Genomic DNA, 26,165 nt, shown 5'->3' with positions numbered 1-26,165 from the left:
ACGAGAATGGTCGCCTGGGCGTGAAATTTATCCGCTGTAATTTCAGAAGCCGACGTTGTCGAGCTGGTCGAGCATGCCCTCCAGCAACGAACCGAAGGGCCGTGGACGTCGGCTGCACTTGATAATGAAGTTGACGTAGGCGTTCTTGACCCGGGTCTCCGGCGCTTGGCGAATGCTGATGGTGGGTGTGTAACCGGTTGGCACGACGGCGCCATCCGTTTGCGCCTCAGGTATCGTGTAACTGTCAAAGGCACCTTTCCCCGCGTATCCAAGCGCGGTCTGTGAGGTGGCTTTTTCATAGAGATGGTCGTGTGCCTGGAAGGCATCCTCCTGCACTGAACCAACCTGATTACCGGACCAACCGCCGCTGCTGGAGGCAGTGCGCTGCCCCTCCTGCGGGTCGCGAGGCAGGTTGTCGGGTCCTGACGCGTCAAGATTGACGCCGCGCAGAAAACGGCCCCGGTAGTCGGGCAGCATGAATTTCCCTGGGCCGGCCTGGCCGTAGATGAAGCCGATGAAGCGAAATAGCTCTGGGTATTTCGCCACCAGTACGGTGCTGCCGTCGCAGACCAGCCAGCCATGCTGTTGCAGATATAAGTTGTAGGCCTTCGAGCCGTAGTCCGGGTAGTTGCTGCCACCATTGGGATTGTTTGGGTTATTGATCGGCCCCGCATAGGGGATTATCGAGCCGACCGGCAGGGCGTCAGGCAACATCTTCACCGCCCTCCGCGGCCGCGTCGCCCTGCCCTGCGCCGATGATCGACACAGCGTCGTCCTGACGCAGCATCAGCATGGATGTGGCAACTTCGATCTCCCAACTCTCTCGCGGACAGAGAGGGATCGGTTTGTGCTTGAGCGATTTCCATTCGTTGGCCAGCCAGAGGTCGCCCTCGAATACCGGACAGAGGTCGGGCTCATCGAACCAGAAGAAACCGTTGGAGGCCAGGTAGAACAACATGGGCAGGATGTAGCCCGGGTTAACCGGCAGAAGCAATTTTGCTGAGCCGGCTTGCAGAAATTCGTGGAAGCCATTGTCCTGGCCGACCATCTGCACCATGTTCAGCCAGTCCGACGTCGCGCCGGTGGGATAGCGACCAAAGTAGTTGAAACTCATCTCCGACCACTCCACAGCCTGGCGGAAAAAGGGGATCAGATCGAACTCGACTTGGTCGGGGGTCAGCGGCGGTGGCGTTACACTGGTATCCCGTGCCAGGAAAGGGGCGATCAAGGCCTGGATGGCACCCTGGCGCAATTCCTCGCGCTCAGTCTCGCGACGGCCTTCACTGCCTGGCCGGAGAAACTCTTCGGCAAGCCGGCCCATAACAAGGTTGGTCTCTTCTTTGCGTTGCTGATAGGCCGCCATGATTTCGGCATAGGTGTCGATTTGCCATTGGCGGAACAAGGGCGAGTCGTCCTGGCATTGGCAGACCAGCGCGACGTTCACGGCATAGCGCAAACCGGAGGCAACAATGCTGACTGGCATCGCGTCATCGGTGGCTTGTAGGGAGGCTATAGGCTTATTGCCAGGGTTAGGGTCGCTGCTCGGATCGATATTCAGCGCGGCGTCACCGATCAACACATCGAAGCTTGGGGTTGGTGGTGTGCCGCCCTGTCCTGCCCCAGCCTGGCTCGGCGTGGTGGCGGGCATAGCCCAGGCATAGGCGACGCTGGCGCTGGCCGCGAGATAGCCCTCCGGTATCCTTAGTAATGCGATCGGGTGTGGCGGGTCTGCGCTGAGGCTGGCGTTAACGATACGTTGTTGCGGCGGCGGTGGCTTCACATCCGCGCCGTAAAGTCCGGCCAGGTCCAGGTAGTTGGTGCGGGTGATGTCGTTAGCCGAGGTGATGGCACCGCTGGCTGCCTCCCACGGTGGCACCGGCACGCTAAGATTGATGCCGTGCAAGGCATTGCTGCGTTGCAGGAAATCCGCCGCCGGAGTACTCAGGTTGCATTCCAGGATGAGTCGGCTACCGCCATGGTCGATATGCGCGATGTGTATCTCGTCTATCCAGTGATAGAGGCCAATCAAGTTGCCGTTGCCCTTCTCATTCTGGAAACGGCGACTTTTTTGTACGCTGAACTCTTCCAGCGTACGTTGCCGGCGCGTACTGCTGATGCGGCGGGCCATTTGGCTGGCGGCACGATCGAGCAAGTTGCGGGCATAAAGGGTGGCGTGCTCGTCCTGCGTCGCCGGACCGTCAAGGGTGTCGGTCCAGCCACCGCTGACCGTCACCGACAAACCGTCATTACCGTATGTCTTTTGCAGGCTATCGAACTCACGCTTGAGGTCGTTGATCGGACTGTTGGTGGCGTGCTCGGAATGGCCCGAACGGCCATCGTAATCAAGTTTGCGCTGGTCGCTGTCGTGGCTGAACTGTGTGTCTGTTTGTTGTGACTCGGTTTGCCGGCTGTGTTGTTGCGCCTCTTCCTTGGTTTCGCCGCGCATGACGTTTTCCACGTGGGCCAGCTCACCCAGACGATAGCGCTTCAGTCGCTGCCGGATGACCTTGATGTCGGCATAGCCGAGTGGGCTGACGGTGCTGGTAGCAGGCGGCTGCGGTAACGGGTAGATATTACCCGGTAGTAAGGTATTCGCCTGCAGTGCCTCGCGTATATGCTCCGGCGTTAGCATAGGTATCGGCAAGGGTGTCGGTGCAGGCGCTTGGGTCCCCGGCGAAACCTGTGTTTGGGCGTTGAACCAGGTGGCGACGTGACACACCATCATGACGCGGATCAAGTCCGCTTCGTGACGGCCAAGTCGCGTGCCCAGTACCAGTAGGGCGACGAGGCTGTCTTGAATTCTCGCCAAATCGCCGGCGTAGTCCGGGTCTTGCAGGAAGGTCGCAACTGATTCGCCGAGTAAGGCCTCAAACGCCACATTCAACTCACCGGCCGTGGCGGGACGCATGGCCAGGAAGGCATGAACAGCCGGGCCATGCAGCTGACCCATTGCCCCTTGCAGGCTACTTATCCGGGCGACGAACCGGCCTGGATAGCCTGTGGAGTTCGGCGCAACGAAGTCCTGCGCCTGTTCCACCATACCGGCGCGATCCGCTTTGGTTCGGAGAGTGGCCAATTGAGTTTGGAAGCTGCCATTGTTGGATACTTCAAAAAAGCGCCGCGCCTGCTGATCAGGGCTGGGCGGTTGCAACGCACGCGGATAGGTGAACGAAGCGAAGGTGCGTGGAGCGCCGAGCACCAGGCCATCGCCGGGCCGGACATCCGGGCCTGGTTCTGGGCATGGGCCGGGCGCTGGTGTATCACCGGGTAGATTGGCCAACCTTACATGCTGGGTAGGCGACTGGCTGTGACGCAATCGGGCATCGAGCAGTATTCGACCATCGCCGCGAAAACGTTCAAAGAATTGCAACTCGGCGTAACCGCCGGCGTGTTGAATGACGTGGTTCCACTCAGGTTGTTGTGGGGTTAGTGGGTGAGGGCCTGCCCCTGTACCATCGGCCGCCTCGAGGTCCACGATGATCTTTTGACAGGCGTCTTCCGATCCGGTGATCGTCCAGCCTACCCTGAGCCAATTGTCATCACCGAGGAAGTTACTGCCATGTGCCGGTGGTACATGATCGCAGGCACGGCAGACACGCCAAGTGCAAAGTGTTTTACGCTGTTCGACGCGGTTACCGATATGGTAATCAATGGTGAGAATGGTATTGCTGCTTGCACCTGGGGTCAGCTCGACGGTACCCCATGCACTTTCAGTAGCATCATGCAGATCGAAGCTCTGGCTGGGCGTTGTTTCTGATAGCGCCAAAACAGCGTTGGCGGTGCCCAGCTGCAGCGTGCAGGTGACGTGCCATCCTGACGGTGGCGACCGCTGGGCGCTCCACGTAATGAAGAGGTTACCAAGTTCCTGAGAGCCTTCCTGATATTCATCAGACGAATCATTCATCCTTGTTTCTCCACGTGCATAATGACTGGATTACACCGTTATTCTTCATCCGACTGCGTGCAGGGTTCCGGTGAGAGAGGAACGCAACCGTAACGCGACTTGGAACTGCCTTCGAGATAGGCACGCAGGCAGGTCGACAGAATCTTTCTTGCCTCCTGGATACGCTTGCGTGCATTGGCCTGGCTGATTGCCAAGCCTGCCGCGATCTCTTCATAAGGTGCACCCTCGAAAAAGCGCATATGTGCGGCCTGGCGCAACCGTTGTGGCAGGGATTCGAAGGCTTGACGGATATTCTGCTCCAATTCACTGTTCAACAGCTCCTGCTCGGGAGAGGGTGCCTGGTAACCAATGGTTTCGTACAGATATGCAAGGTTGCCTTCGCATCGCTCTCGGGCTTGCCGCACCCGTAGAGAGTCGATGTGCTGATTGTGTGCAACCCGGCTCAACCAACCACCAATATGGCGGATTTCGCGCAAACGTTCTGGGCGTTCAGTATAGACTTTGAAAATCACCTGACTGAATAAGTCATTGGCCTCATCGCTATTGCCATGCACCAGCATGTAACATCGCCAACGTAGAAAACTCTGATAGTTCAGCACCAGCCTCTGCATAGCACCATGTTTACCAAAGGCCAGGTCATCCAGCAGTCGCTGCTCGGAATCGGCACCATGGTCAGATTGAAAAAGCTTGTTTTGGCGGGCCGACGTACGTCTGCTAACAGAATTTCTTTCCACGTTATTCTCCCATTCGTTGAGGTTCTATGTGTATTCTTCGGGAATGGGTCAACGCACTCTCAGAGCTGGCCCAATAGGGTCGGCTGCTTTGGATGTTCAAGGGGGGGCTACCAGAAAATATCTGGCGTATGCACGAATCAGACTAGATCTGATCCGTGGTCTGGCTTCCCTTCCTACCCTTCTGTGTCCATTCATCCCCGATTGAAGGACGCAAGAGGTATGCAATCTGTGAAAAAATAGGGTTGGCCTGGGTGTTCTGGCCACTGAGGGTATTATCGAACGGGTTCAGGCAGGTGAACCTGACCTGCATAGAAAGCAAGTATTGACTTGGGCCTGGCGGGGCCCCCATTATTCCGGCAGTGAAGTTTACTTCTGGATATAACAGTTTAGACCGACTTTTACCGATATTCGTTATATAAGATAGTAGACGCCGAAGACCAAGCGCACCATTTCAAGCCTTACGTACACACAAAGTATGAATGCTCAAAGTAATAGCCAGACCTGATAACATACGTCCCAGTGCAAATGGCACTAGAATGGAGATGCGGATCATGACGATATGCTCCGCTTGATACTATTTTCTGGGAACCTGAGGTAAAAAACATAAAAAGTTTCGATCATGTAAATTCCTCCTTGAATATATTCGCGACAAACCCTGGTCCCATCTGTGCGAGTAGCTATCGATACTGGGACGAAAAATTCCTATTGCCCGCGTAGAGGAGGAATGAGATCCTTTTCCACAAAGCTTCACCGTTAATCAATGTCTATTTCATTGATGAGTAATTTTCAGCATTTCTATAAAAAAGGAAATTAACCAGCTTGTCTGTGTCAAATGCCACACATAATATTTAGTCATGTTAAAGGCAGAGATAAACAAGCAGGAGAGCGGGCTGATATGTCAGCCTATTAATCAAATCGACCTTTAGAAACTTTCGCCTGCGAAAAAAAAACGACAAGCTCGGAAGCCTGCCGTCCTCATCTGAATATTTCTTTGTTTTACATATCGTTACCGATCAAGTGCCCGTAAATCGGTCGAATGATCTTCTTTCCTTGGAGGCATCCACTTCCAAAACAGGCTTCTTCTTTAAGCCTGTCCATTTATTACTTTAGATTTTAATCTTTAAGCTCGGCAAGAAAAGCCGCAAACTCGCCCAGCTCAGGATAAGACCCGGCCACGTCTTTCACATAACCAAGGGTGCGCGGAATATCATCGATATAACCATCCTTACCATCACGGTGTAACAGGCGCGCGAAGATGCCAATGGCCTTGAGGTGACGCTGTACGCCCATGAGATCGAAGTCGCGCAGGAACTGCGACTCACTAACATGGTCCTGGTTGACAATGCCGGACTCGACAGCGATTTGATAATAGTTCTGTACCCACGCTTCGACGCGCTCGCGTGGCCAGGCGATGTAACAATCACGCAGCAGAGACACCAGGTCATAGGTGATCGGGCCGGTGACGGCATCCTGAAAGTCGAGTACGCCGGGGTTGTGCCTGTCCGTGAACATGAGGTTGCGTGAGTGGTAATCACGGTGTACGCAGACCTGGGTTTGTGCCAGTGCACTCTCGACCAGCAGTTTGTTGGTTTCCGCCAGAACTTTCTCCTGCCCGGCATCGAGAGTCATGCCCAGGTGTTGTTGCAGGTACCAGTCTTTGAACAGGGACAGTTCAAAGTTCAATAACTCGGCATCATAGGCCGGCAGACCGGCTGAGGTGGGTTCGATGCAGGCCTGTAGCTGCGCCAGTGCGCCGAGAGCATCGCCGTAGAGACGATCAACATTGTCTGCCTTCAGCACATCGAGGTAGGTCGTGCTGCCGAGGTCGCTGAGGATCAAAAAACCCTCTTCGAGATCGCTTTCTATCACCCTCGGCGCATTCATGCCGGCGATATGCAACAGGTTGGCGATGTGCACAAAGGGTCGGCAGTCTTCCTGTGGCGGTGGCGCATCCATGACGATGCGCGTGGTACCGTCGGTATGGATACGAAAATAACGACGGAAACTGGCATCGCTCGAGGCCGGTACCAGTTCATGGCTCTCGCCGGTCCGAGCGTGCAGCCAGGCCAGCAGGTTTTCTTCACGTTCTGTCATTTTCAACGGGATGTTCACTCACTAAACAAATCGGTGCAGTCTCATCGACCGGCTCGGCCTGACCGAGTCGCCGGCGCAGCCAGCGGCAGGTATAAAGGCGCATGTCATCGGCGATGAGATAAAAACAGGGTAACACAATCAGGATCAGCACCGTGGCGAATAGCAAACCAAAACCGAGACTCACCGCCATCGGTGAGAGGAAGGCGGTCTGCCCGGTAGCAAAGAAGATCAATGGCGAGATGCCAAGGAAGGTCGTGATGCTGGTGAGCAGAATCGGCCGAATACGTACGCGACCCGCCTCGATCACGGCCTCGACACGGTGCCAGCCCTGGCTGCGCAAGCGCTTGGCAAAGTCGACCAGGATCAGGGAATCGTTCACTACGATACCCGACAGCGCGAGGAAACCCACCAGTGACAGGAACTGCAGGTGATAACCGAACAACACGTGACCAACGATAACCCCGATGATGCCGAAGGGGATCGCAAACATGACCACCAACGGGTCAAGCAGGGAACGAAACAGGGCGACGAGAATAAAATAAATGATCGCTAGTGCCAGGATGGTGGCCCGGATCATATCGGCAATGGAATCCGACGCCTCTTTCTTTTCACCGAGAAAGATCAAATCGTAACCCGGCAGGCGTTCAGACAAACCATCAAACTTTTTGCGGATCAATTCGGCGGCTTCCAGTGGAGTGATGATTTTACTATCCACCTCGGCGGTGACCGTGGCCAGGCGGCGGCCATCACGACGGTTCACCGCGTTAAGGCCACGATCAATACGGATGTCGGCGACTTCGCCGAGGTAGACCGAGTTACCCGTTGGCAGGGTGATGCGCAGTTTCTTCAGCTGTGCCGAGGTATGCCGCCAGTCCTCAGGATAGATCACACGCACCGGGATACGCTTGTCACCCCAGGTGACGTGTGTGACCTCAAGACCAAGAAAACCACTGCGCACGGCATCGGCGAGGTCGCGTTGTGTCAGACCCAGTTGGCGGCCGCGGTCATTGAGGCTGTACTGGTATTCGAGTTTGCCACTCTCCAGGTCCTGGCGCGCATCGTGGACGCCGGGCAGACCGCGCAGATAATCACGGATCGTGATCGCCTCACGCTGCAATACCGATACATCCTGGCCACGCACGCCCACCTCGATGTCGGCACCGGCCGGTCCGCCCTGTGGTCGCAGTATGGAGAGTCGTTGCACGCCATTAATCTGCGCCATCCGCTCACGTACGGCATCGATAATCTCGCCGGCCTCGCGCTGTCGTGAGCCTTCATGTTGAAAACGCAGATTCACCAGTGGTGTTACCCATCGCTCGATAAAGCCCTTCGGCACCTGCTTTTCCAGATCGACAACGAGCTGGATATAGTGGCTGCCAAAACGAAAACGATTAAAGTCGATAATCGTCACGCCGACATTGGTCAACATGGTCTTTAGCTCGCCATCTTCCATCACACCTTCAATCGCACTTTCCACTTCAGCAGCGAGGCGTTGCGAGTCATCAATGCTGTAAGTACTCGGTGCCTCGATATTGACAAAGAACTGGCCGATATCGACATTGCCAAACAACTGGAACGGCAGACGGGTTTGCGCGAACACCATCAGGACTAACAACACACCGACTGTACCCAGCGTAACCAGGTAACGGTTGTGCAGGGCACGGCGTAATACCTTCAGGTATTCCTGCAACCATTTTGCCCAGTCGACAAAACGCGAGTGGTTACTCTTCTTCACGCGCAGGATTTCAGCCGCATGCGAAGGCAATACACCAAAGGCCTCGAGCAGAGAACCCATCAGGGCGAAGCTGACCACCGCCGGGATCACGGCGATAAAGGCACCGAGCGTGCCACCGATGGAGAACATCGGCAGAAAGGCGGCAATGGTTGTGGTGGTCGAGGCGATCACCGGCCAGAAGACCTCACGTGCACCTACCGTGGCCGCCTTGTAATGCGGCATGCCCTCTTCCATGTGCCGGTAAATATTTTCGGTGACGATGATCGCATCATCGACAATCATGCCGAGCGCGATCAGGAACGCAAACAACGAAACCATGTTGATGGTGTAGCCAAAATACTGGATCAGCACGATCGCAAACAGGAACGATACCGGGATGCCGAGTGCGGTAATAAAAGCAACGCGGAAATTCAGAAATAAATACAGCGACAACAATACCAGCACCAAACCGACCAGCCCCGAGGATTTCACCGTGTTCAAACGGGTTCTGACGTAAACCGACAGGTCACTGAACAGGCCGACGTGCAGACTCGCCGGCAGTTCACCTTCAAGTTGTGCCGCCAATACCCGCACACGATTTGCCACTTCAATCGTCGAGGCCTCGGCAGTCTTGGTGATGGTCAGGTTAACCGAGGGCTTGCCGTTAAAACGCCCGAGGGTTTTTGCCTCCTCGAGCCGCAACTCGATATGCGCAATGTCACCCAGTAATAACTGCCCACCACGGGCATTACTGCGCAGAGGGATAGCGGAAAGACCCTCAACATCCGGGCTCGCGCCCTTGCCGCGCAAAAGGATATCGCCCTCTACCGATTTGATTGAACCACCGGGTGTATCGTTGAGGTTATTACGCAAGGCATCAATCACGCTTGCCAGCGGGATCTTTCGCGTCGCCAGCTGTTCCGGGTCCACTATCGCCCACAATTCCCACTCCCGGTCACCGGCCACGCCAACACCGGCGACACCAGGCAGCTGTAACAACTTGCGCTTTACCCGCTCGGCCTGTTCGTACAACTCGCCACGCGCAACCTCACCGTACAGGGCGACACTGATCACCGGAAAGCGGGCCTCGAGGCGTACCACTTCCGGGTCTTCGGCCAGGTCAGGCAAATCAGTAATACGACCGACACGATCCCGGGTATCGTTGAGAAACTCATCGACGTTGGTGCCCGGCTTTACCTCGATCAAAACCGTCGATACGCCTTCCTGACTCACCGAGGTGATGATGTCGATGTCAGACACGCCATCAAACTCTTCCTCGATGGGCAAGGTCACCTGTCTATCCACCTCTTCGGGGGTTGCGCCCTCAAACTCGGTAGTAATGCGCACCTTGTCGAGCTCGACCGAGGGGAACATTTCCTGTGGCATGGCATTCCACGACAGCACGCCCATGATCAGGACGATGACCAACAGCATGTTGGTCAGTAGCGGGTTATTGATACTAAAGCGGATCAGGAACATAGATTTTACTGGCTGAGGCGCACGGACTGGCCGTGACTCAGGGCAGCGACGTCATTGGCAACGATGATGTCACCCGCGCGCAGGCCGCGCGTGATGACCAGTTGTTCCGCATGCCGCAAACCACTGCCCACCTCGCGACGTTCGAGCTGACCGTCACGGATGACGAAGGCATAGGCACGCCCTTCCTCTTGCAGGACACCTGCTATCGGCACGGCCAGCACCGACTCGAGGCGGGTCAGCGGCAGGCGCGTAGTGGCCAGCCCACCCGGCAACAGGCCCTCACCCGGCAGACGAATGCGTAGGGCATGGGTAAAGGTGCTTGGGTCGGGGTCGCTGCGCAGGGCAATGACCTGTCCTTCAATCTCGCGTCCCGCCACACGGATGTTTACCGGCTGTTGCAGGTGCAGGGCGGCCGCCGTGGAACCTGTGACCTCGGTATAAAAATCTATCTGCGCCAGGTCCACCAACTCCATGGCCATGCTCGCCGGGGTGACGTAGTCACCCGCTTCGACCTCGACCGTGTTCACCGTACCGGCAAAGGGCGCGCGCAGCTCGGTTCGGGCCAGATTACGTTGCGCCCGTGCCAGGGCCGCCTGAAGCGCACTCAGTCGTGCCGTGGCCGTCTCAACGCTGTATTGCAGTTGCGCCTCGGCAGACTCCAGTTGCAACAGGCGCTGGCGGGACTGGTCCAGCAGCGAGGCCGAGGCCAGTGATTTGGCGCCAAGCTTCACCATCCTGGCCACCTCGTTTTCCTGCAACTTCCTGTCTTTAATGGATATTTTAAGGAGTCGGCGATCGCGCTTGATAGCGGCCCGCTCCATGTCCATATTTGCCTGCGCCTCGGCCAGGGCATCTCGCGCATCGCCCTCTTCCAGGCTCAGCAACAGTGCCTCTTTCTCGACGACCTGCCCAGGCTCAACATGACGCCTGGCCAGCTGACCGCTGACCTCAAAGCGCAGCAGGGCGCGGTTGGCCGGTTGTAGTCGTCCAGTGACCTCGACCTCGGGCCGTAAATCCACGGCCTTGACCACGAAGCCTCGCACCGATACCGCCGCCAATGGCTCCGGCTCGGAAGTTTTATCTGGCCGGGTCAGTAGCAGGAGTACTATAATAAGGAAAGTCGTACCAATAATGACCACTGCGATGCGTAATTGCCTGGGTAGGCTTTTTATTGATTTTTCTATCACGATTTCCAGCTATCCCTGATAATAAATTTGAAGCAGCCGCCATTCTATGCGATTTTAGTCGACCCCACGATGGGGGTGGGAATAATAAAACACGATTTTAGACATCACTCTGTGAAAAATACTCCAAAACTCTTTAGTGCCTTGCTCGGTGCAGGGCTGACAATCTGGCATATACCGGCGGTGCACGCGGCCTCGGCAAGCGGCTGGGACTGTAAACAGTCTCCGAGCGGCCTGTGGCAATGCCGTGCCGGTGAGCTGCCTGCCGCTGAACCTGCTCCGATCCCGGCACCGGTCGAGGCCCAGGGCCCGATCACGCCCCCGGCGGCAAGCCTGCCGGTCAGACCAACAGAAGACGCGGTATCTGAACCGGAACCGGCCCCTGCCGCCGCGGAGGCAGCCCCGGCACCGGAACAACCGAGCCCGGAACCCCGGCGCGTGGCTGCACCCGCCCCGCAGCCCCCGCGTGAGCAGGAGACACGACCGGCCGTTTCCACCGCCGAGCCGCGCACCGCGCCGCAAACACCCGACACACCCCAGCCGACTGCACTAGCGAAGGACACCACCAAAGACGACACCTGGGGGCTGTGCCCCAGCGAGCCGCGCCCGGCCAAGGTCCCGGTACCCCCCACGGGCCGTGCCGGTGCGGAAGTGCAACTGACCGCTGATGAGGCCGATGTCGCCAAAGAAGGGATCTCTCATTTCCGCGGTAATGTCGATATCCGTCGTGCCGACCAGCGCCTGAGTGCCGATGCCGTTGATTATGACCGCGACAAGGAGCTCATGACCGCCAAGGGCAACGCCAGTCTGCAGGATAATCAGATGCGCATTGACGGCGAAACCATCAGGTTTGACCTGAACACCGATCAGGGCACGGTGGAACAGGCCGATTTTCTGCTCTACGATCGCCATGGTCGTGGTACGGCCGACCAGATCCATCGTGACGGCGCCGCGAATCAGAGTAAACTCACTGCCGCTACCTACACGACCTGCCCGAGTGGCAATCGTGACTGGCAGCTGAATGCTGACAAGATCGACCTCGACCACAAAGAGGGGGTCGGTACCGCGCGGGATGTCTCGGTCGCCTTCAAGGGGATCCCATTCTTCTATACGCCGTGGATGACCTTCCCGATCGATAACCGTCGCAAGACCGGTTTCCTGACCCCGAGTTTCGGCAGCTCCGACGATGATGGCTTTGAGATCATCGCCCCTTATTACTGGAACATCGCGCCGAACCGCGATGCCACGTTGACCCCGCGCTACATGGGCAAACGTGGCCTGCAACTGGCCGGTGAATACCGCTTCCTCAACGTCGACAACGAGGGCCAGTTCAACGCCGAAATATTGCCGAGCGATGACCTGTATAACGATGACCGTTACCTGTTTGCCTACAAGAACCAGGTCCGTTTTACACCGCGTCTGAGCGCCAGTGCCGACCTCAACTACGTCTCGGATGACGAATATTTTGAAGACCTCGGCACCGACATCTCCCTGACCAGCCAGACCCACCTGAACCGTTACGTGAATCTTAATTATGCAGGCGATTTCTGGAATGTCGCGGGTCTGTTGCAGGGCTATGAAACCGTCGGCAATGCCGGAAGACCCTACGAACGCCTGCCCCAGATCACCTTCAACATGAACCTGCCGGACCAGCACTTTGGTCTCGACTACGGGCTGCGTGCCGAGGCGGTACAATTTGCGCACGATACCAATGCCACCGGCACGCGTATCGATATCGAACCCAGTGTGAGCCTGCCGCTGCAGAACAGTTACGGCTATGTCACGCCGAAGTTCGCCCTGCGCCATACCCGCTACAACCTCGATGACGTGGCCGCCAACATTGATGACAGTCCGGACCGCACCGTGCCGATCTTCAGTATCGACAGCGGTCTGTTCTTCGACCGCGACATGACCTGGGCCGGGCGCAACATGATCCAGACCCTGGAGCCGCGCCTGTATTACCTGAACGTCGCACACCGCAACCAGGATGGCCTGATCGTCAACGAAGCCGGGCGAGACCAGGTCTTCGACACGGGTCTGTTTGATTTCAGCTTTTCCCAACTGTTCCGCGAGAACCGCTTCAGCGGTGCCGACCGGGTTGGCGATGCCAACCAGCTGACCGCCGCCCTGACAACGCGTATCATCGATCAGCAGAGTGGTCTCGAACGCCTCTCGGCCAGCATCGGCCAGATTCATTATTTTGAAGACCGCGAGGTCAACCTGCCGGGGCAGGTGGATCAAACCGACGACAGCTCTGACGTGGTCGCCGAGGTCAGTGCCCGGTTGAGTCGCGCCTGGAGTGTCCGTGCCGGTGCGCAATGGGATGTGCATGATGATGTCACTGAGAAAAATGTATTCTCGACCCGTTACCAGCCGGATGCTGATCGCGTCTTTAACCTGGCCTACCGCCGTCGCCGCGGTCTGCTCGAACAAGTCGATACCTCGATCAGCTGGCCACTGAGTGACCGTTGGAACGCCGTTGGTCGCTGGAATTATGCCATCGACCGCACACGAGTCATCGATGCCTTTGCCGGCCTCGAGTATGAAAGCTGTTGCTGGATTGGTCGCGTCGTCGCACGCCAATACATTAACGACCTGGATCAGGAAGACGAAAACTTTGCCATTCTCTTCCAGCTTGAGCTAAAGGGTCTGACCAGCTTTGGCGACAAGGTCACCAAGATCATCGGTGATGGTATACTCGGCTATGGCCGGGAGCCCCTCGACGGTGAGTTTTAAGTCTGTAGAGAAAATATCATGCGTAGTTTAATCCTGTTAAGCACATTGCTGGCTGCCCTGTCGGTGCAAGCCGCTGTCCTGCCCGTCGATCGTATTATTGCCGTGGTCAATGATGATGTCATCATGGAAAGTGAGCTGGCGACGCGCCTGCGAACCATCAAGGGACAACTTGAACAGCGCAAGACCGCGTTGCCACCCGAAGACATCCTGCGCAAGCAGGTGCTCGAACGTCTCATACTCTCGCGTCTGCAACTGCAAGCCGCCGAGCGAACCGGCGTCCGCGTCAGTGAGCAGCAACTGAATGCCGCCATTGCGCGCATTGCCACCCAGAACAAAATGACCATTGCCCAGTTCCGCAACACCCTCGAGCGCGACGGTTTTGACTTTAACGTATTCCGTGAAGATATCCGCCGCGAGATGACCATCAGCCAGCTGCTGCAACGTGCGGTCAAGCAACGCATCAACGTCACCGATCAGGAAGTCAGCAACTTCCTCGCCACCAATAAGAATCAGGCCAGCGGCGCCAATGAATTCCGCCTGTCACACATTTTGATCCAGCTGCCCGAGGCCGCCAGCGCCGAGCAAGTCGATGCCGCGCAGCGCACGGCCAATGCCACTGTCGCCAAATTGCGTAGCGGTGCCGACTTCGGTCAGGTCGCTGCCGCGAGTTCCGCCGGTCAGCAGGCCTTTGAGGGCGGTGACCTTGGCTGGCGTAAGGCCGCCCAGTTGCCCAGCCTGTTTAGCGATGTCGTTACGAGCATGGGTAAAGGTGATATCAGTGACCCGATCCGTAGCCCGAGCGGCTTTCACATCGTGCAGCTCACCGATGTGCGTGGTCAGGACCAACGCCATGTCACCAAGCAGAGTCTGTCCCGACATATTCTCATCCGTACTAACGAATTGACCTCAGATGATGACGCCCGTAGCCGTCTTAATCAGTTACTGATACGTCTTGAAGGCGGTGAAGACTTTGCCACCCTCGCCCGCGCCCACTCCGATGACCGTGGTTCGGCCGCTAACGGCGGTGATCTGGGCTGGACCAGCCCCGGAGCCCTGGTGCCGCAGTTTGAGGCAGAGATGAACAATCTTGCGCCAGGACAAATCAGCCAGCCGTTCCGTTCACCGTTTGGCTGGCATATCGTACAACTGATCGACCGCCGCACCCATGACGATACTGAGCAGTTCCTCAAGAACAAGGCCCGTGAATTCCTCACCGAGCGCAAGACCGAGGAAGAGACCGAGACCTGGCTGCGCCGTCTGCGTGACGAGGCCTATGTTGAGTACCGTCTCGAAGACAACTTCTAATAAATTTGCCACTGCAGAGTTCGCCGTCAGGCGATACACTCCCGTCATGAACAACGTGACCCCACGACTTGCGATCACCTCGGGTGAACCCGCCGGTATCGGCCCCGACCTGTGCCTACAACTCAAGGCGCCTGCGTCTGCCGAGCTCGTGGTACTCGGCGATCGTCCACTGTTCGAACAACGCGCGCTTCAGCTCGGTATGCCATTCGACTGGCCCGAGTATGCTGCCGACAGCCCCCGCCCCGGGCAGATCAGCCTCCTGCACATTCCCCTTGAGGCGACCTGCGAGGCCGGGCAACTGAATACGGCCAATGCCGATTACGTGCTCGAACTGATACGCCAGGCCACCATGGGCTGCCTGAATGAGGAATTTTCCGCCCTCGTCACCGCCCCCGTCCATAAGGGTATTATCAACGAGGCCGGCGCCCGCTTCAGCGGTCACACCGAGTACCTCGCCGGGCTGTGCCACATCGATACCCCGCCGGTGATGATGCTGGCCACCGAAGGCCTGCGCGTGGCACTGGCCACTACCCACCTGCCCCTTGCCGAGGTCAGCAGGAATATTACGCGCGAGTCCCTGACGACTATCCTGCGCATTCTCAACAGTGAACTGCGCCGCCACTTTGCCATTAAACGGCCAAACATCCTCGTCTGCGGGCTGAACCCACATGCCGGTGAGGGTGGCCACCTCGGCCGTGAAGAGATCGAGGTGATTGAGCCGGCACTTGAGGCATTGCGTAGCGAGGGCCTGCAGTTACAAGGCCCGCTACCGGCCGATACCCTGTTTACGCCGCCTTACCTGCAACGGGCCGATGCGGTGCTGGCCATGTATCATGATCAGGGTCTGCCGGTACTCAAACACATGGGGTTTGGTCGCGCAGTAAACATTACCCTCGGCCTGCCGATCATCCGTACCTCGGTGGATCACGGTACGGCCCTCGAGCTCGCCGGCACGGGCCGTGCCGATGCCGGTAGCATGACCATCGCCATTAACACTGCGCTCGATATGGTGTCCGCATCGTGAGTGGTGGGCACAAGGCGCGTAAACGTTTCGGCCAGAATTTTCTCAGTGATGCCAGCATCATCGCGCGAATCGTTGATGCGATTAACCCGCAGAGCGACGACAACATGGTCGAGATCGGTCCGGGTCAGGCCGCCCTGACCCGAAAATTGCTGGAACAGCTTGATGCACTCGATGTTATCGAGATCGACCGTGACCTGGTCGCAAGGCTCGAACCCTTACGTGAGCAATATCCCGGCCTGCATATACACAGTGCCGACGCGCTGAAGTTTGATTTCCGTCAATTACAGAAAGCTGCAGATAAAAAGCTGCGCGTGGTCGGTAACCTGCCGTATAATATCTCTACCCCCCTGCTGTTTCACCTGCTCGAACAGGCCGACATCATTAAAGATATGTACTTCATGTTGCAAAAGGAGGTGGTCGAACGCATGGCAGCCCTTCCCGGCGGTGGCGATTACGGTCGGCTCAGCATTATGGTGCAGTACCGTTGCCAGGTCGATAATCTGTTTGTCGTCCCGCCCACCGCCTTTTCGCCACAGCCCAAAATCGACTCGGCGATCGTGCGTCTGACTCCGCATGCCGAACTGCCCCACCCGGCCCGTGATGAGAAATATTTTGCCCAGCTCGTCAATCACGCCTTTACGCAGCGACGTAAGACTCTGCGCAAATCACTGAAGTCCTTCATTCCCGCTGCGCAGATGGAGGCCATCGGCATCGACCCGATGCGCCGCCCCGAAACCCTCAGCATTGCCGAGTTTGTCGGCCTGGCCAATATCCCGGTTGAAAACTGCCCCGGCCCGGCCTAACCCCGCTATTCGTATCCCGACTTTATAGGGCGTAAAGGGGTAGTTTTACGCTATAATTGCGGTTTACCCATTTGCGTGGCGGCACGACACACGACCATGCACAAACCGGAGACAGCGCAATGCAGCCATTAGTGGGCATCATCATGGGTTCCACCTCTGACTGGGAAACCATGAAACACACCACCGAGGCACTTGAGGCACTGGGCATCGCCTATGAGGCCGAGGTTGTCTCGGCCCATCGTACCCCGGACAAACTCTTTGCCTATGCCGAGGCCGCCGAAGGCCGTGGCATCGAGGTCATCATTGCCGGTGCCGGCGGTGCCGCGCACCTGCCTGGCATGACGGCGGCCAAGACTGCCCTGCCTGTGCTCGGCGTGCCCGTACAGTCCAAGGCCCTCAATGGTATGGACTCACTGCTCTCCATCGCCCAGATGCCGGCGGGTATCCCCGTCGGCACACTCGCCATCGGCAATGCCGGCGCCACCAATGCCGCCCTGCTCGCTGCCGCCATGCTCGGCAATAAATATCCGGAGATCCGTGAGGCACTCAAGGCCTATCGTGCGGCGCAGACCGAACGTGTGCTCGACAACCCGAACCCGAAGAACGGCGCATGAAGGTAGGCATCCTCGGCGGTGGGCAACTGGCCCGTATGTTGTCTCTGGCCGGTACCCCGCTCGGTGTGGACTTTGTGTTTCTCTGCCAGGCCCATGACGCCTGTGCCGCGACCGTCGGTGAGCACCTGCACGCCCGCTTCGATGATAAACAGGCCCTCGAGCAACTCGCCGCGCAGGTTGACCTTGTCACCTATGAATTCGAGAGTGTGCCCGCCGAGTCCGTCGAGTATCTCAACCGCCAGTTGCCCGTCTACCCGCCTCCCCAGGCACTGGCCACGGCGCGTGACCGCCTGCATGAAAAAACCCTGTTTAATGAACTCGGGGTCAAGACCGCCGGGTTCGTCAACCTGACCAGCCTCGAAGACCTGCAACAGGCGGTGGCGACGATCGGCCTGCCGGCGATCATCAAAACCCGCACCGAGGGCTATGATGGCAAGGGTCAGCAATTTATCCGTGATGCATCAGAACTGGCCGCGGCCTGGGAGGCCCTGCACGGTGTCCCGGCCATTATCGAGGCCTTTGTACCCTTTGACCGCGAGGTCTCGATCATCGCCGCGCGCAGTGTCTCCGGCAAGATGGCCTTCTACCCGCTGACCGAGAACGAACACCGCGAGGGTATCCTGCGCAAGTCCACGGCACTGGCTAATGACCCGATGCAGAAACTTGCCGAATCTTATGCCGAGCGCTTACTCGAGCACCTCGACTATGTCGGCGTGCTCGCCATCGAGTTTTTTCAGGTCGGTGATGCATTACTGGTTAACGAGATGGCCCCGCGTGTGCACAACTCCGGCCACTGGACCATTGAGGGTGCCGAGACCAGTCAGTTTGAAAACCACATACGTGCCATCCTCGACTGGCCACTCGGTTCCACGGCCCTGCTCGGGCATAGCGTGATGCTGAACCTGATCGGCAAACTCCCTGATAACAGAAAGGTCCTTGCCCAGCCGCATGCCCACCTGCACCTCTACGGCAAGGATGAACGCCCCGGTCGCAAGATCGGTCACATTACTGTGTGTGCCAAGGATGAAGCCGCCGTCAGCAAAACAATCCGGGCGATTGGCGAAGTTTAATAATAATATTTATTTCCGAACTTTAACGCAAAGCTCGCAAAGGCGCAGAGAACACAAAGAATTACTTATAACAAGCAAAAAAGCTATTACTATAGCCTCGAATATGCCCATACCCGGATCCATCGATTAGATCGTTTACAATTGACGCTGTTTTGTTACCTTGTCGCTTTCATTATTTCTCAACGAACTTTGCGCCTTTGCGCCTTTGCGCCCTCTGCGTTAATAACACATAAGTCAGCTGGAACGACATAAGTATGCTTAACTGTTGAATTTAGCCAAGTGCTTTTATTATCGTGTCGGCGATGCGCTCGACGTGCTCCATCTTCATGGCCGGATACACCGGCAACGAAAGCGCCTCGGTACTGGCCTGGTCACAGACCGGCAGGTCTCCGACCTTGTAACCAAGGTGTTCATAAACCTCTTGCAGGTGCAGCCCCAGCGGGTAACATTGCGAACTCGGGATGCCGTTGTCGTTCATGACCCCGCGCACGCGGTCCCGTTCCGGCATACGGATGGTATAAAGGTTAAAGGCATGACCGCCGTTAGCCGGTAGTGTTGGCGCCTTGACGACAGAGCCGGCGAACAACTCGGTGTAGCGTGCGGCCACAGCACGACGCTTGGCGACATCATCATCGAGCTTGCGCAACTTGATGCGCAACAGCGCGGCCTGGATCTCATCGAGACGGCTATTGTAGCCGACCGTGTCGTGCATGAACGGCGCACTGGCACCGTGGTTACGCAGTTTCTTGAGCCTTTCAAGCATAGCTTCATCATCGGTGGTGATCATGCCGCCATCACCATAGCAGCCCAGCACCTTGGTCGGATAGAAACTGAAACCCCCGGCGTTACCAAGACTGCCGACGCGCTTGCCACCGACATCGGCACCGTAGGCCTGGGCGGCATCTTCGATGACGGCGAGGTCATGTTCCCTGGCTATTGCATTGAGTTCATCCATGCGTGCCGGGTGACCAAAGATGTGCACTGGCATAATGGCCCGGGTCTTGTCGGTGATCTTGGTCTTGACACTGGCCGGGTCGAGGGTAAAACAATCTTCGAGGATATCGGCAAACACCGGTGTTGCACCGACCAGGCTGATGACCTCGGCCGTGGCATAAAAGGTGTAAGGCGTGGTGATGACCTCGTCGCCCGGGCCGATGTCGAGGGCACGCAGAGACAGCAGCAAGGCATCGGTACCGTTTGCAACACCAAGGGAAAACTTCGTGCCGACATGCGCGGCCAGTTCTTCCTCAAAGGCCTGCTCGTTCGGGCCGAGGATGTAACGGCCACTCTGGCCGGTTTCATGAATGGCGGCAAACCATTCTGCTTCCACTGCGTGGTATTCTCCGGACAGGTCCAGAAACGGGATAGGATCGTTTACGCCAGACATGCAGTCATTTTCTCCTTGATGATATGTGCCACACGCACGGCCTCAAGGGCAATACGCCCGGTGACCAGCGGTGTGCCGTTGTTCTGTACGGTTTCAATAAAGGCATCGAGCTCGGCATTCAGCGGCAGGCGCGTTTCGATATCGAGTTCTTCACTAATAATCTTTGGCCACTGCTCACCGTCAGCCGGTGGTTCGGTAGTGGCCATGGTGATCTGCTGATTGGTGTAATCGAGACCATAGTAATGTTGCTGTTCAAATATACGAATACGACGTTGTTGCTTGGTCGAGACACGACTGGCGGTAACATTGGCCACGGCGCCACTTTCAAATTCGAGGCGCACATTGGCGATGTCGATGTGATCCGTGATCACTGGTGTGCCGTTCGCGGCAATGCTTTTAATCGGTGAATTGACCAGCGACATAACGATATCGATATCGTGGATCATGAGATCAGTTACCACGTCGACATCCGTGGCACGGGCAACAAAGGGACCGATGCGGGTGACTTCAAGAAAACGTGGATTCTTGATGCGTTCGGCCAGTGCCATAACACCGCCATTAAAGCGTTCAAGATGGCCGACCTGAAACACCACACCGGATTTTTCGGCGTGCTCAACCAGCGCCAGGGATTCTTCATAACTCGGAGCCAGTGGCTTTTCCATGAGCATGTGAATACCGGCATCGAGGAAGGGCTTGGCCATCTCCAAATGCAGAGAGGTCGGCACGACGATGCTGATCGCATCGACCTTGCCGATGAGTTCACCCGGATCGGTATATGCGGCACAACCATATTCGGCGGCCACTTTCTCAACCGTTGAGGCGTCGTTATCGACAACACCGACCAGCTCAACGTGGCCCATATTCGAATAGATTTTTGCGTGGATATTGCCCAGGTAACCGACGCCCACTACGCCGACTCGGATAGGTGTTGTCATGAAAAAGTGCTCTAACTTAACTCAACCGTCTTCAGGGCGAGGTCTGAAGCGCCCGGCCACCCCCGTCGGGTGGCTCAAGTGGGCCATTTTAGCACTGCTCGGGGATTTGTGCCCGTCGGGGAGACAGGTAAATGCTTACCAGCGATTACTCAGGCCGAAGTACAGCAAGGGTTCGTCGGTGAGGCCCTCGGGGCGCTCGGCCTCGATACCCAGGCTCAGGCCAAAGTGTCGGTATTGCTGCTTGACGGCCAGACCAAATTGACCCTGGGCACGGCTATTTTCCAGCAGCGGAGAGGACAGCAGGGCATTTTCCCGCTGTTCGGCCCCCGCAGAGGCCTGGCTTTGTGTGTAGTACCAGACCAGCCCCAGACCCGGGCGCTCGTCACTACTCAGGCGCAGGGCGGCACGGTTTGGGGCGGGCTCCTCCTGGTTGCTACCCAGCCACTGTGAACAACCCTGCCACTCGCCAACGGCCTCGCTACAACCCGCCTCACCGCTCAGGTTAATGCCCCACTCGTCCGCATTGACCGTGGCGGTCACCAACACGCCCAAACAGACGAATATGGTAAGGATGAACAATAAATCTGGTTTAGTTTTACGCTTATACATTTTCTGGCTCCTTGCCACCCGCTGACAGATAGCTGATCCTTATTCTCCGGTTTTGCCAACGACCTTCCGCGACTGCCATCACAGCAAAAGCGGGCCTGGCGCACATTCCGGGAATAAGACCTTCATATTATTCATATCGGCCCGGTTTCCTTCAACTATAGTCCTCATTTTCTGAACTGTGAACGGATACACACGAAATAGCCCCCGGAAGCGGGCTCGGGACTATTTAATCTCGGGCCCCGGCCATGTATCCTTTGCCTATTCACTGCTGGGCAGATGGGCCGGCACACAGGTAAAACATGATGAGTTCTGAGTCAGACCACAATATCCACATCGACGTAGAGACCGACTATATCCCCGAGCAATCGGAGCCAGAGGCAAACCGCTTCGTCTTCACCTACACGATTACCCTCCGCAATGACGGCAAGGTCCCGGCGCGCCTGATGACCCGACACTGGGTGATCAACCACGCCAACGGCAAGATCGAGGAGGTCCGCGGTGAGGGCGTGATTGGTGAGCAGCCCTATATGCGTCCCGGTGAGGGGTTTCGTTATACCAGTGGCACCATCCTTGAAACCCCTTATGGCGACATGAATGGTAGTTACCGGATGTTAGCCGACGATGGCGTCGAATTCGACGCAGAAATCCCCGCGTTTTCACTGACGATGCCCAATACCCTGCACTAATGGCAACCTATGCCATCGGTGACATCCAGGGCTGCCTGAACGAACTCCAACGCCTGCTCGAACATATCGATTTCGACACCGCCGCAGACCGACTCTGGTTAGTCGGCGATCTGGTCAACCGGGGTCCTGATTCTGCTGGTGTCCTGCGCCTTATCCTGGGCCTCGGCGACCGCGCCACTATCGTGCTCGGCAATCACGACCTGCACCTGCTGGCCGTGGCCGAGGGCCACCTGAAATACGCCAAACACGATAACCTGCATGACGTCATCGAGGCCGAGGACGGCGTCGAACTCCTCTACTGGCTGCGCCACCTGCCACTCATGCATCACGATGGGCAACTGGGCCTGAGCATGGTCCATGCCGGCCTGCCGCCCCAGTGGGACCTGGCCACCGCCCAGGCCTGCGCCAAGGAAGTCGAGGCCGTATTACAGGGCCCGGACTACGTGCATTTTCTTGAGCACATGTACGGCAATCTCCCCGACCGCTGGGATGACAACCTCGAGGGCCTTGACCGCCTGCGCTTTATCACCAATTGTTTTAGTCGCCTGCGCTATTGCGATGAACATGGCCGACTGGCCCTTGATGAGAAAGGCCCGCCCGGCAGCCAGCCTGCCGGCTATGCACCCTGGTTTGAACTCAAGGGCCGCCGCACACGCGAGCACACAATACTCTTCGGCCACTGGTCGAGTCTCGGTTTTATCGACCACGACAATGTCTATGGCCTGGACACGGGGTGCCTCTGGGGGCATGCCCTTACCGCCCTGCGCCTCGAAGACCGCCGCATCTTCAGTATCGACTGCCCCGGTGCGCGCAAACCCCACAAGTAATTCAGAGACTGGTTACATCACATCTTGATGTGATTCTGGCAACCGTTAAGCCTGTCTTAAGGTAGCACCTATAACATAGTCGATTGACTCCCGTCGGCATCATGTAATAGGCGCTACGCATTTTCCTCATCGAGCCTATTATTGAATCTATTTCCGACATGAGCCAAATATAATAAAACTGACTTACTGGACATCATGTTATGCCGCCACAAACACTTTCCAGACTCATTAATCACTATTTCTTTGCCACGTATTTCATCGTGCTGGCGGTGCTTTCAGAAAATCTCCACGGCATAAACATTCTCGATCTGCGCAGTGGACTATTCACCACGGCGGTATTTCTGACCTACGGATTTATTTATTTACTGCCGGCCCTGCTTGTGAGCAAGCTTGCAGTGCAGCTTTATAGCTGGATACCGGGCAACGCAGCATTACTGCGTAAAATGGTCTACGGCATCGCCGTGTTAGTAACGAGCCTGACGCTGGTTATGCTCTATGCTGACCATGCTGTCTACAGCATATTCGGCTACCACCTGAACGGTTTTGTCTGGAACCTGATTACAACACCAGGGGGTATCGAGTCGATGGGGGGCAGTGATTCTTCGAGCCTCACCTATGGCCTGTTTGTAGCCGGCTTCTTTAGCCTCCAGTCTGTAATCTTATGGCTGCTACTACAGCTACACGGCAAACGGGCTGCCGATAGTAACACCCGACAAATAAGACTATACCGTTATGTACTGGCGATATTTATCATCGCCACGCTTGGTGAGCGAGTGACCTACGGGATAAGTTCTATCCAGGGGCATACCCCGGTACTGGCAGCATCCACTGCATTTCCCTTCTACCTGCCGATGACATTCAGATCCTGGGCAAAGAGGTTAGGCCTTAATGTCGAACGTAGCCATCAGAATACGATGCAGGTAAAGGCCTCACAACTTGTTTACCCGCAAGCACCGATCAAGGTACAAAAAAAAGACAAACCACTGAATATTATCTGGCTGGTTGCCGAATCCTTGCGCGCGGACATGTTGACCCCTGAGATAATGCCGGCCACCTGGGCCTTTGCCGAGGAATCGCACCGGTTCACCCATCATTACAGTGGTGCAAACATGACGCGCATGGGCATGTTTTCCATGTTCTATGGTCTGCACGGTGCCTATTGGTTTTCATTTCTTGATGCGCATCGCAGCCCGGTGCTCATGGATATCATTCAGCAACAGCATTACCAGTACGAAATGTATACCAGTGCGGTGTTCACCTATCCCGAGTTCGACAAGACGATTTTTTCAAATATAGCAACCAGCCACCTGCATGAAGCCCCGGCAAAAACGGGCTGGCAGAGTGATCAGGTGAATGTCGGCAAGCTTATCGACTTTATTGAACATCGCGATGCGAGCCGACCATTTATGACCTTTATGTTTTTTGAATCACCCCATTCGCGCTATTATTTCCCTGCCGAAAGCATTATCCGCACCGACTACCTCGAAGATTTTAATTATGCGACATCTATCAATCGTGAAGGAATGCCGCTCATCAAGAACCGCTATATTAATTCAGTCCATCACCTGGACGGTCAGATTGGCCGTGTGCTCGAGTATGTGCAGCAAAAAAATCTTGCCGAGAATACTCTTATTATCATTACCGGCGACCACGGTGAGGAATTTATGGAGAAAGGTCGCTGGGGGCATGGCTCACAGTTTTCTGAAGAACAGATCAGGGTGCCGCTGGTTATATCGGCGCCGGGCACGGGGGCAAGTGTTGTTGATCGGATGACCAGTCATGTTGATATCCCTGCAACACTGTTGCCACACATGGGGGTAATGAACCCACCCGCTGATTATTCGCTCGGCAATGATCTGCTCGGTGATTACAGACGACAATATACCGTGGTCTCTGACTGGAACAATATTGGTTATATCGGCAATGACTACAAAGCCGTACTGCCATTGAAATCAGCCGGTTTTATTAACAATGCGGTGACAACCGCCGATGATGCACCGGTGAATGATGAAAAGGCATTCTTTATTGAGAAACAGGACAGGGTTATCTCTATTATGCACGAGCTTGCACTCTTCACTCAGCGTGGTCAGGGAAAATGATAACAACAGCATTTTTTCATCGCCATCTGTCTGCATTCAAAAAACTTCTGCTTGCCTCAGGGCTGATCTCTCTCTTGGTGGCCAGCACAGTCATTTACTATCTCTACATGCCGGTCTCTGCCGAGGCGGCCTGGCAATATACGGTCGTTGCCCGTGACCTGCCGAATATTTCAGCCGTTGATACCGATGCCAAGGGAAATATTTACGCCCTGCTTGAAGATAAATCAGGACAGGGCTATTTGCTCAGCTTGCACGATGGTGTCCGTGAGCATGTGCTCGATGGTCTTGATAAACCGGATGGCATGATTGCAGACGGCAATGATTTTATTATTTCGGAAGAAAGCAGTAATGGCCGATTGATTCGCTTTACCCCATCGAACCACCGCTCCAGGACATTGGCCAGGCTGCAGTCAGCGGAAGGTATCAGTGCAGATAACAATGGCAACTTTCTCGTCGTTGAAGACCGCAACCCGGGGCGGCTGGTGCGGGTATTGAAGAACGGCGATGTCAATATGCTATTAAATAATTTGAATAAAGCCGAGGGTGTATGCATTGGCAAGACGGGACTTATCTATATTGCCGAGAAGGCCAGTGGCCGTATATTGTTACTGGAGAAGGGTGTACAGAAGGTCTTGCTCGAAGGCCTGCACAAACCGGGGGTCGTATTCTGTGCAAGCAATGATGACCTGTGGATAACCGAGGACCGTACCAACTCGGGTCGGCTGCTAAATTATCACAATAACAAAATGTCGGTTATCGCCAGTCACCTGCACAACCCCCAGGGTATAGCCTTTGATGCACAGGGCCGGTTGCTACTGGCAGAACAGGGCCAGGGGCGGATCCTCGCATTCACCCACAAAAACTGAAAATATGATATAAATGCCTGGCCGGTGGCCTATGCCATTCGGGCGGCAGTGATTCCTCTCAACGGCCCGTCTGCAACGAGGAAATTTGTAATTCG

The 26,165-nt window shown here is 56.3% G+C and carries 19 protein-coding genes; 10 read left to right on the top strand and 9 right to left on the bottom strand.

The features are described from left to right. Positions 1-42 precede the first annotated feature (42 nt). The 6 genes from EL386_RS02295 to EL386_RS02270 form a co-directional block, all read right to left on the bottom strand. Positions 43-714, bottom strand: a complete 672-nt coding sequence (locus EL386_RS02295) for a phage tail protein (RefSeq protein WP_126452886.1) — start codon at positions 712-714, stop codon at positions 43-45. Then, a complete protein-coding gene (locus tag EL386_RS02290) occupies positions 704-3,904 on the bottom strand; it encodes a hypothetical protein (RefSeq protein ID WP_126452884.1) in 3,201 nt (1,066 codons plus the stop codon). Before EL386_RS02290 ends, EL386_RS02295 begins: the two co-directional genes overlap by 11 nt. A 38-nt stretch (positions 3,905-3,942) precedes the next feature. Then, a complete protein-coding gene (locus EL386_RS02285) occupies positions 3,943-4,638 on the bottom strand; it encodes an RNA polymerase sigma factor (RefSeq protein WP_126452882.1) in 696 nt (231 codons plus the stop codon). 1,113 nt (positions 4,639-5,751) lie between these two features. Further along, positions 5,752-6,732 (bottom strand): aminoglycoside phosphotransferase family protein, encoded by a 981-nt coding sequence (locus tag EL386_RS02280; protein WP_126457192.1) that lies wholly within the window; start codon positions 6,730-6,732, stop codon positions 5,752-5,754. After that, positions 6,719-9,925: an efflux RND transporter permease subunit gene (locus EL386_RS02275; RefSeq protein ID WP_197722131.1), complete on the bottom strand. Its 3,207-nt coding sequence runs from the start codon at positions 9,923-9,925 to the stop codon at positions 6,719-6,721. The genes EL386_RS02280 and EL386_RS02275 overlap by 14 nt, the downstream gene beginning before the upstream one ends. Before the next feature lie 5 nt (positions 9,926-9,930). After that, positions 9,931-11,112: an efflux RND transporter periplasmic adaptor subunit gene (locus EL386_RS02270; protein WP_172597581.1), complete on the bottom strand. Its 1,182-nt coding sequence runs from the start codon at positions 11,110-11,112 to the stop codon at positions 9,931-9,933. A gap of 111 nt (positions 11,113-11,223) precedes the next feature. Here EL386_RS02270 and lptD point away from each other — a divergent pair, with 111 nt between their 5' ends. The 6 genes from lptD (at position 11,224) to EL386_RS02240 (ending at position 18,661) form a co-directional block, all read left to right on the top strand. Further along, positions 11,224-13,845: an LPS assembly protein LptD gene (lptD, locus tag EL386_RS02265; protein ID WP_172597580.1), complete on the top strand. Its 2,622-nt coding sequence runs from the start codon at positions 11,224-11,226 to the stop codon at positions 13,843-13,845. A 15-nt stretch (positions 13,846-13,860) separates the two neighbouring features. Further along, positions 13,861-15,150: a peptidylprolyl isomerase SurA gene (surA, locus tag EL386_RS02260; RefSeq protein ID WP_420856727.1), complete on the top strand. Its 1,290-nt coding sequence runs from the start codon at positions 13,861-13,863 to the stop codon at positions 15,148-15,150. A 46-nt stretch (positions 15,151-15,196) separates the two neighbouring features. Continuing rightward, positions 15,197-16,174: a 4-hydroxythreonine-4-phosphate dehydrogenase PdxA gene (gene pdxA, locus EL386_RS02255; RefSeq protein ID WP_126452874.1), complete on the top strand. Its 978-nt coding sequence runs from the start codon at positions 15,197-15,199 to the stop codon at positions 16,172-16,174. Next, entirely contained in the window at positions 16,171-16,977 is an 807-nt protein-coding gene (gene rsmA, locus EL386_RS02250; RefSeq protein WP_420856720.1) for a 16S rRNA (adenine(1518)-N(6)/adenine(1519)-N(6))-dimethyltransferase RsmA, read from the top strand. The genes pdxA and rsmA overlap by 4 nt, the downstream gene beginning before the upstream one ends. 143 nt (positions 16,978-17,120) lie before the next feature. Then, complete coding sequence (gene purE / locus EL386_RS02245; RefSeq protein ID WP_476756006.1) at positions 17,121-17,591, top strand: 5-(carboxyamino)imidazole ribonucleotide mutase; 471 nt, start codon at positions 17,121-17,123, stop codon at positions 17,589-17,591. Next, entirely contained in the window at positions 17,588-18,661 is a 1,074-nt protein-coding gene (locus tag EL386_RS02240; RefSeq protein ID WP_126452868.1) for a 5-(carboxyamino)imidazole ribonucleotide synthase, read from the top strand. The genes purE and EL386_RS02240 overlap by 4 nt, the downstream gene beginning before the upstream one ends. A gap of 271 nt (positions 18,662-18,932) precedes the next feature. Here the strand turns inward: EL386_RS02240 and EL386_RS02235 are convergent, their stop codons facing one another. The 3 genes from EL386_RS02235 to EL386_RS02225 form a co-directional block, all read right to left on the bottom strand. After that, the gene (locus EL386_RS02235; RefSeq protein ID WP_126452866.1) at positions 18,933-20,048 is read right to left on the bottom strand and encodes a DegT/DnrJ/EryC1/StrS family aminotransferase; all 1,116 of its coding nucleotides are present in this window, start codon (positions 20,046-20,048) and stop codon (positions 18,933-18,935) included. Then, on the bottom strand, positions 20,036-20,983 hold the full coding sequence (locus EL386_RS02230; protein WP_126452864.1) for a Gfo/Idh/MocA family protein: 948 nt from the start codon (positions 20,981-20,983) through the stop codon (positions 20,036-20,038). Before EL386_RS02230 ends, EL386_RS02235 begins: the two co-directional genes overlap by 13 nt. Before the next feature lie 135 nt (positions 20,984-21,118). After that, positions 21,119-21,592, bottom strand: a complete 474-nt coding sequence (locus EL386_RS02225; protein WP_126452862.1) for a hypothetical protein — start codon at positions 21,590-21,592, stop codon at positions 21,119-21,121. Between the two features lie 302 nt (positions 21,593-21,894). Here EL386_RS02225 and apaG point away from each other — a divergent pair, with 302 nt between their 5' ends. The 4 genes from apaG to EL386_RS02205 all read left to right on the top strand — a co-directional run bounded on the left by apaG (position 21,895) and on the right by EL386_RS02205 (position 26,070). After that, positions 21,895-22,278, top strand: a complete 384-nt coding sequence (gene apaG / locus EL386_RS02220) for a Co2+/Mg2+ efflux protein ApaG (RefSeq protein WP_126457190.1) — start codon at positions 21,895-21,897, stop codon at positions 22,276-22,278. Then, a complete protein-coding gene (locus tag EL386_RS02215) occupies positions 22,278-23,105 on the top strand; it encodes a symmetrical bis(5'-nucleosyl)-tetraphosphatase (protein WP_126452860.1) in 828 nt (275 codons plus the stop codon). Before apaG ends, EL386_RS02215 begins: the two co-directional genes overlap by 1 nt. 200 nt (positions 23,106-23,305) lie before the next feature. Then, on the top strand, positions 23,306-25,204 hold the full coding sequence (locus EL386_RS02210) for a DUF3413 domain-containing protein (protein ID WP_126452858.1): 1,899 nt from the start codon (positions 23,306-23,308) through the stop codon (positions 25,202-25,204). Next, positions 25,201-26,070, top strand: a complete 870-nt coding sequence (locus tag EL386_RS02205) for an NHL repeat-containing protein (protein ID WP_126452856.1) — start codon at positions 25,201-25,203, stop codon at positions 26,068-26,070. Before EL386_RS02210 ends, EL386_RS02205 begins: the two co-directional genes overlap by 4 nt. Positions 26,071-26,165: the final 95 nt, after the last annotated feature.

It is taken from the genome of Sulfuriflexus mobilis (assembly GCF_003967195.1).
GTDB classification, from domain to species: Bacteria; Pseudomonadota; Gammaproteobacteria; order AKS1; family AKS1; genus Sulfuriflexus; species Sulfuriflexus mobilis.
The sequence above is the reverse complement of the archived record's forward strand: the minus strand, read 5'-3'. Positions and strand labels throughout refer to the sequence as shown.

What these genes read in the sequence shown, in the direction of transcription:
- EL386_RS02225 (WP_126452862.1), bottom strand. Translation starts at nt 21,592, where the DNA reads ATGTATAAGCGTAAAACTAAACCAGATTTATTGTTCATCCTTACCATA.
- EL386_RS02235 (WP_126452866.1), bottom strand. Translation starts at nt 20,048, where the DNA reads ATGTCTGGCGTAAACGATCCTATCCCGTTTCTGGACCTGTCCGGAGAA.
- EL386_RS02210 (WP_126452858.1), top strand. Translation starts at nt 23,306, where the DNA reads ATGCCGCCACAAACACTTTCCAGACTCATTAATCACTATTTCTTTGCC.
- EL386_RS02295 (WP_126452886.1), bottom strand. Translation starts at nt 714, where the DNA reads ATGTTGCCTGACGCCCTGCCGGTCGGCTCGATAATCCCCTATGCGGGG.
- EL386_RS02290 (WP_126452884.1), bottom strand. Translation starts at nt 3,904, where the DNA reads ATGAATGATTCGTCTGATGAATATCAGGAAGGCTCTCAGGAACTTGGT.
- purE (WP_476756006.1), top strand. Translation starts at nt 17,121, where the DNA reads ATGGGTTCCACCTCTGACTGGGAAACCATGAAACACACCACCGAGGCA.
- EL386_RS02215 (WP_126452860.1), top strand. Translation starts at nt 22,278, where the DNA reads ATGGCAACCTATGCCATCGGTGACATCCAGGGCTGCCTGAACGAACTC.
- EL386_RS02280 (WP_126457192.1), bottom strand. Translation starts at nt 6,732, where the DNA reads ATGACAGAACGTGAAGAAAACCTGCTGGCCTGGCTGCACGCTCGGACC.
- pdxA (WP_126452874.1), top strand. Translation starts at nt 15,197, where the DNA reads ATGAACAACGTGACCCCACGACTTGCGATCACCTCGGGTGAACCCGCC.
- EL386_RS02275 (WP_197722131.1), bottom strand. Translation starts at nt 9,925, where the DNA reads ATGTTCCTGATCCGCTTTAGTATCAATAACCCGCTACTGACCAACATG.
- apaG (WP_126457190.1), top strand. Translation starts at nt 21,895, where the DNA reads ATGAGTTCTGAGTCAGACCACAATATCCACATCGACGTAGAGACCGAC.
- EL386_RS02240 (WP_126452868.1), top strand. Translation starts at nt 17,588, where the DNA reads ATGAAGGTAGGCATCCTCGGCGGTGGGCAACTGGCCCGTATGTTGTCT.
- EL386_RS02205 (WP_126452856.1), top strand. Translation starts at nt 25,201, where the DNA reads ATGATAACAACAGCATTTTTTCATCGCCATCTGTCTGCATTCAAAAAA.
- EL386_RS02230 (WP_126452864.1), bottom strand. Translation starts at nt 20,983, where the DNA reads ATGACAACACCTATCCGAGTCGGCGTAGTGGGCGTCGGTTACCTGGGC.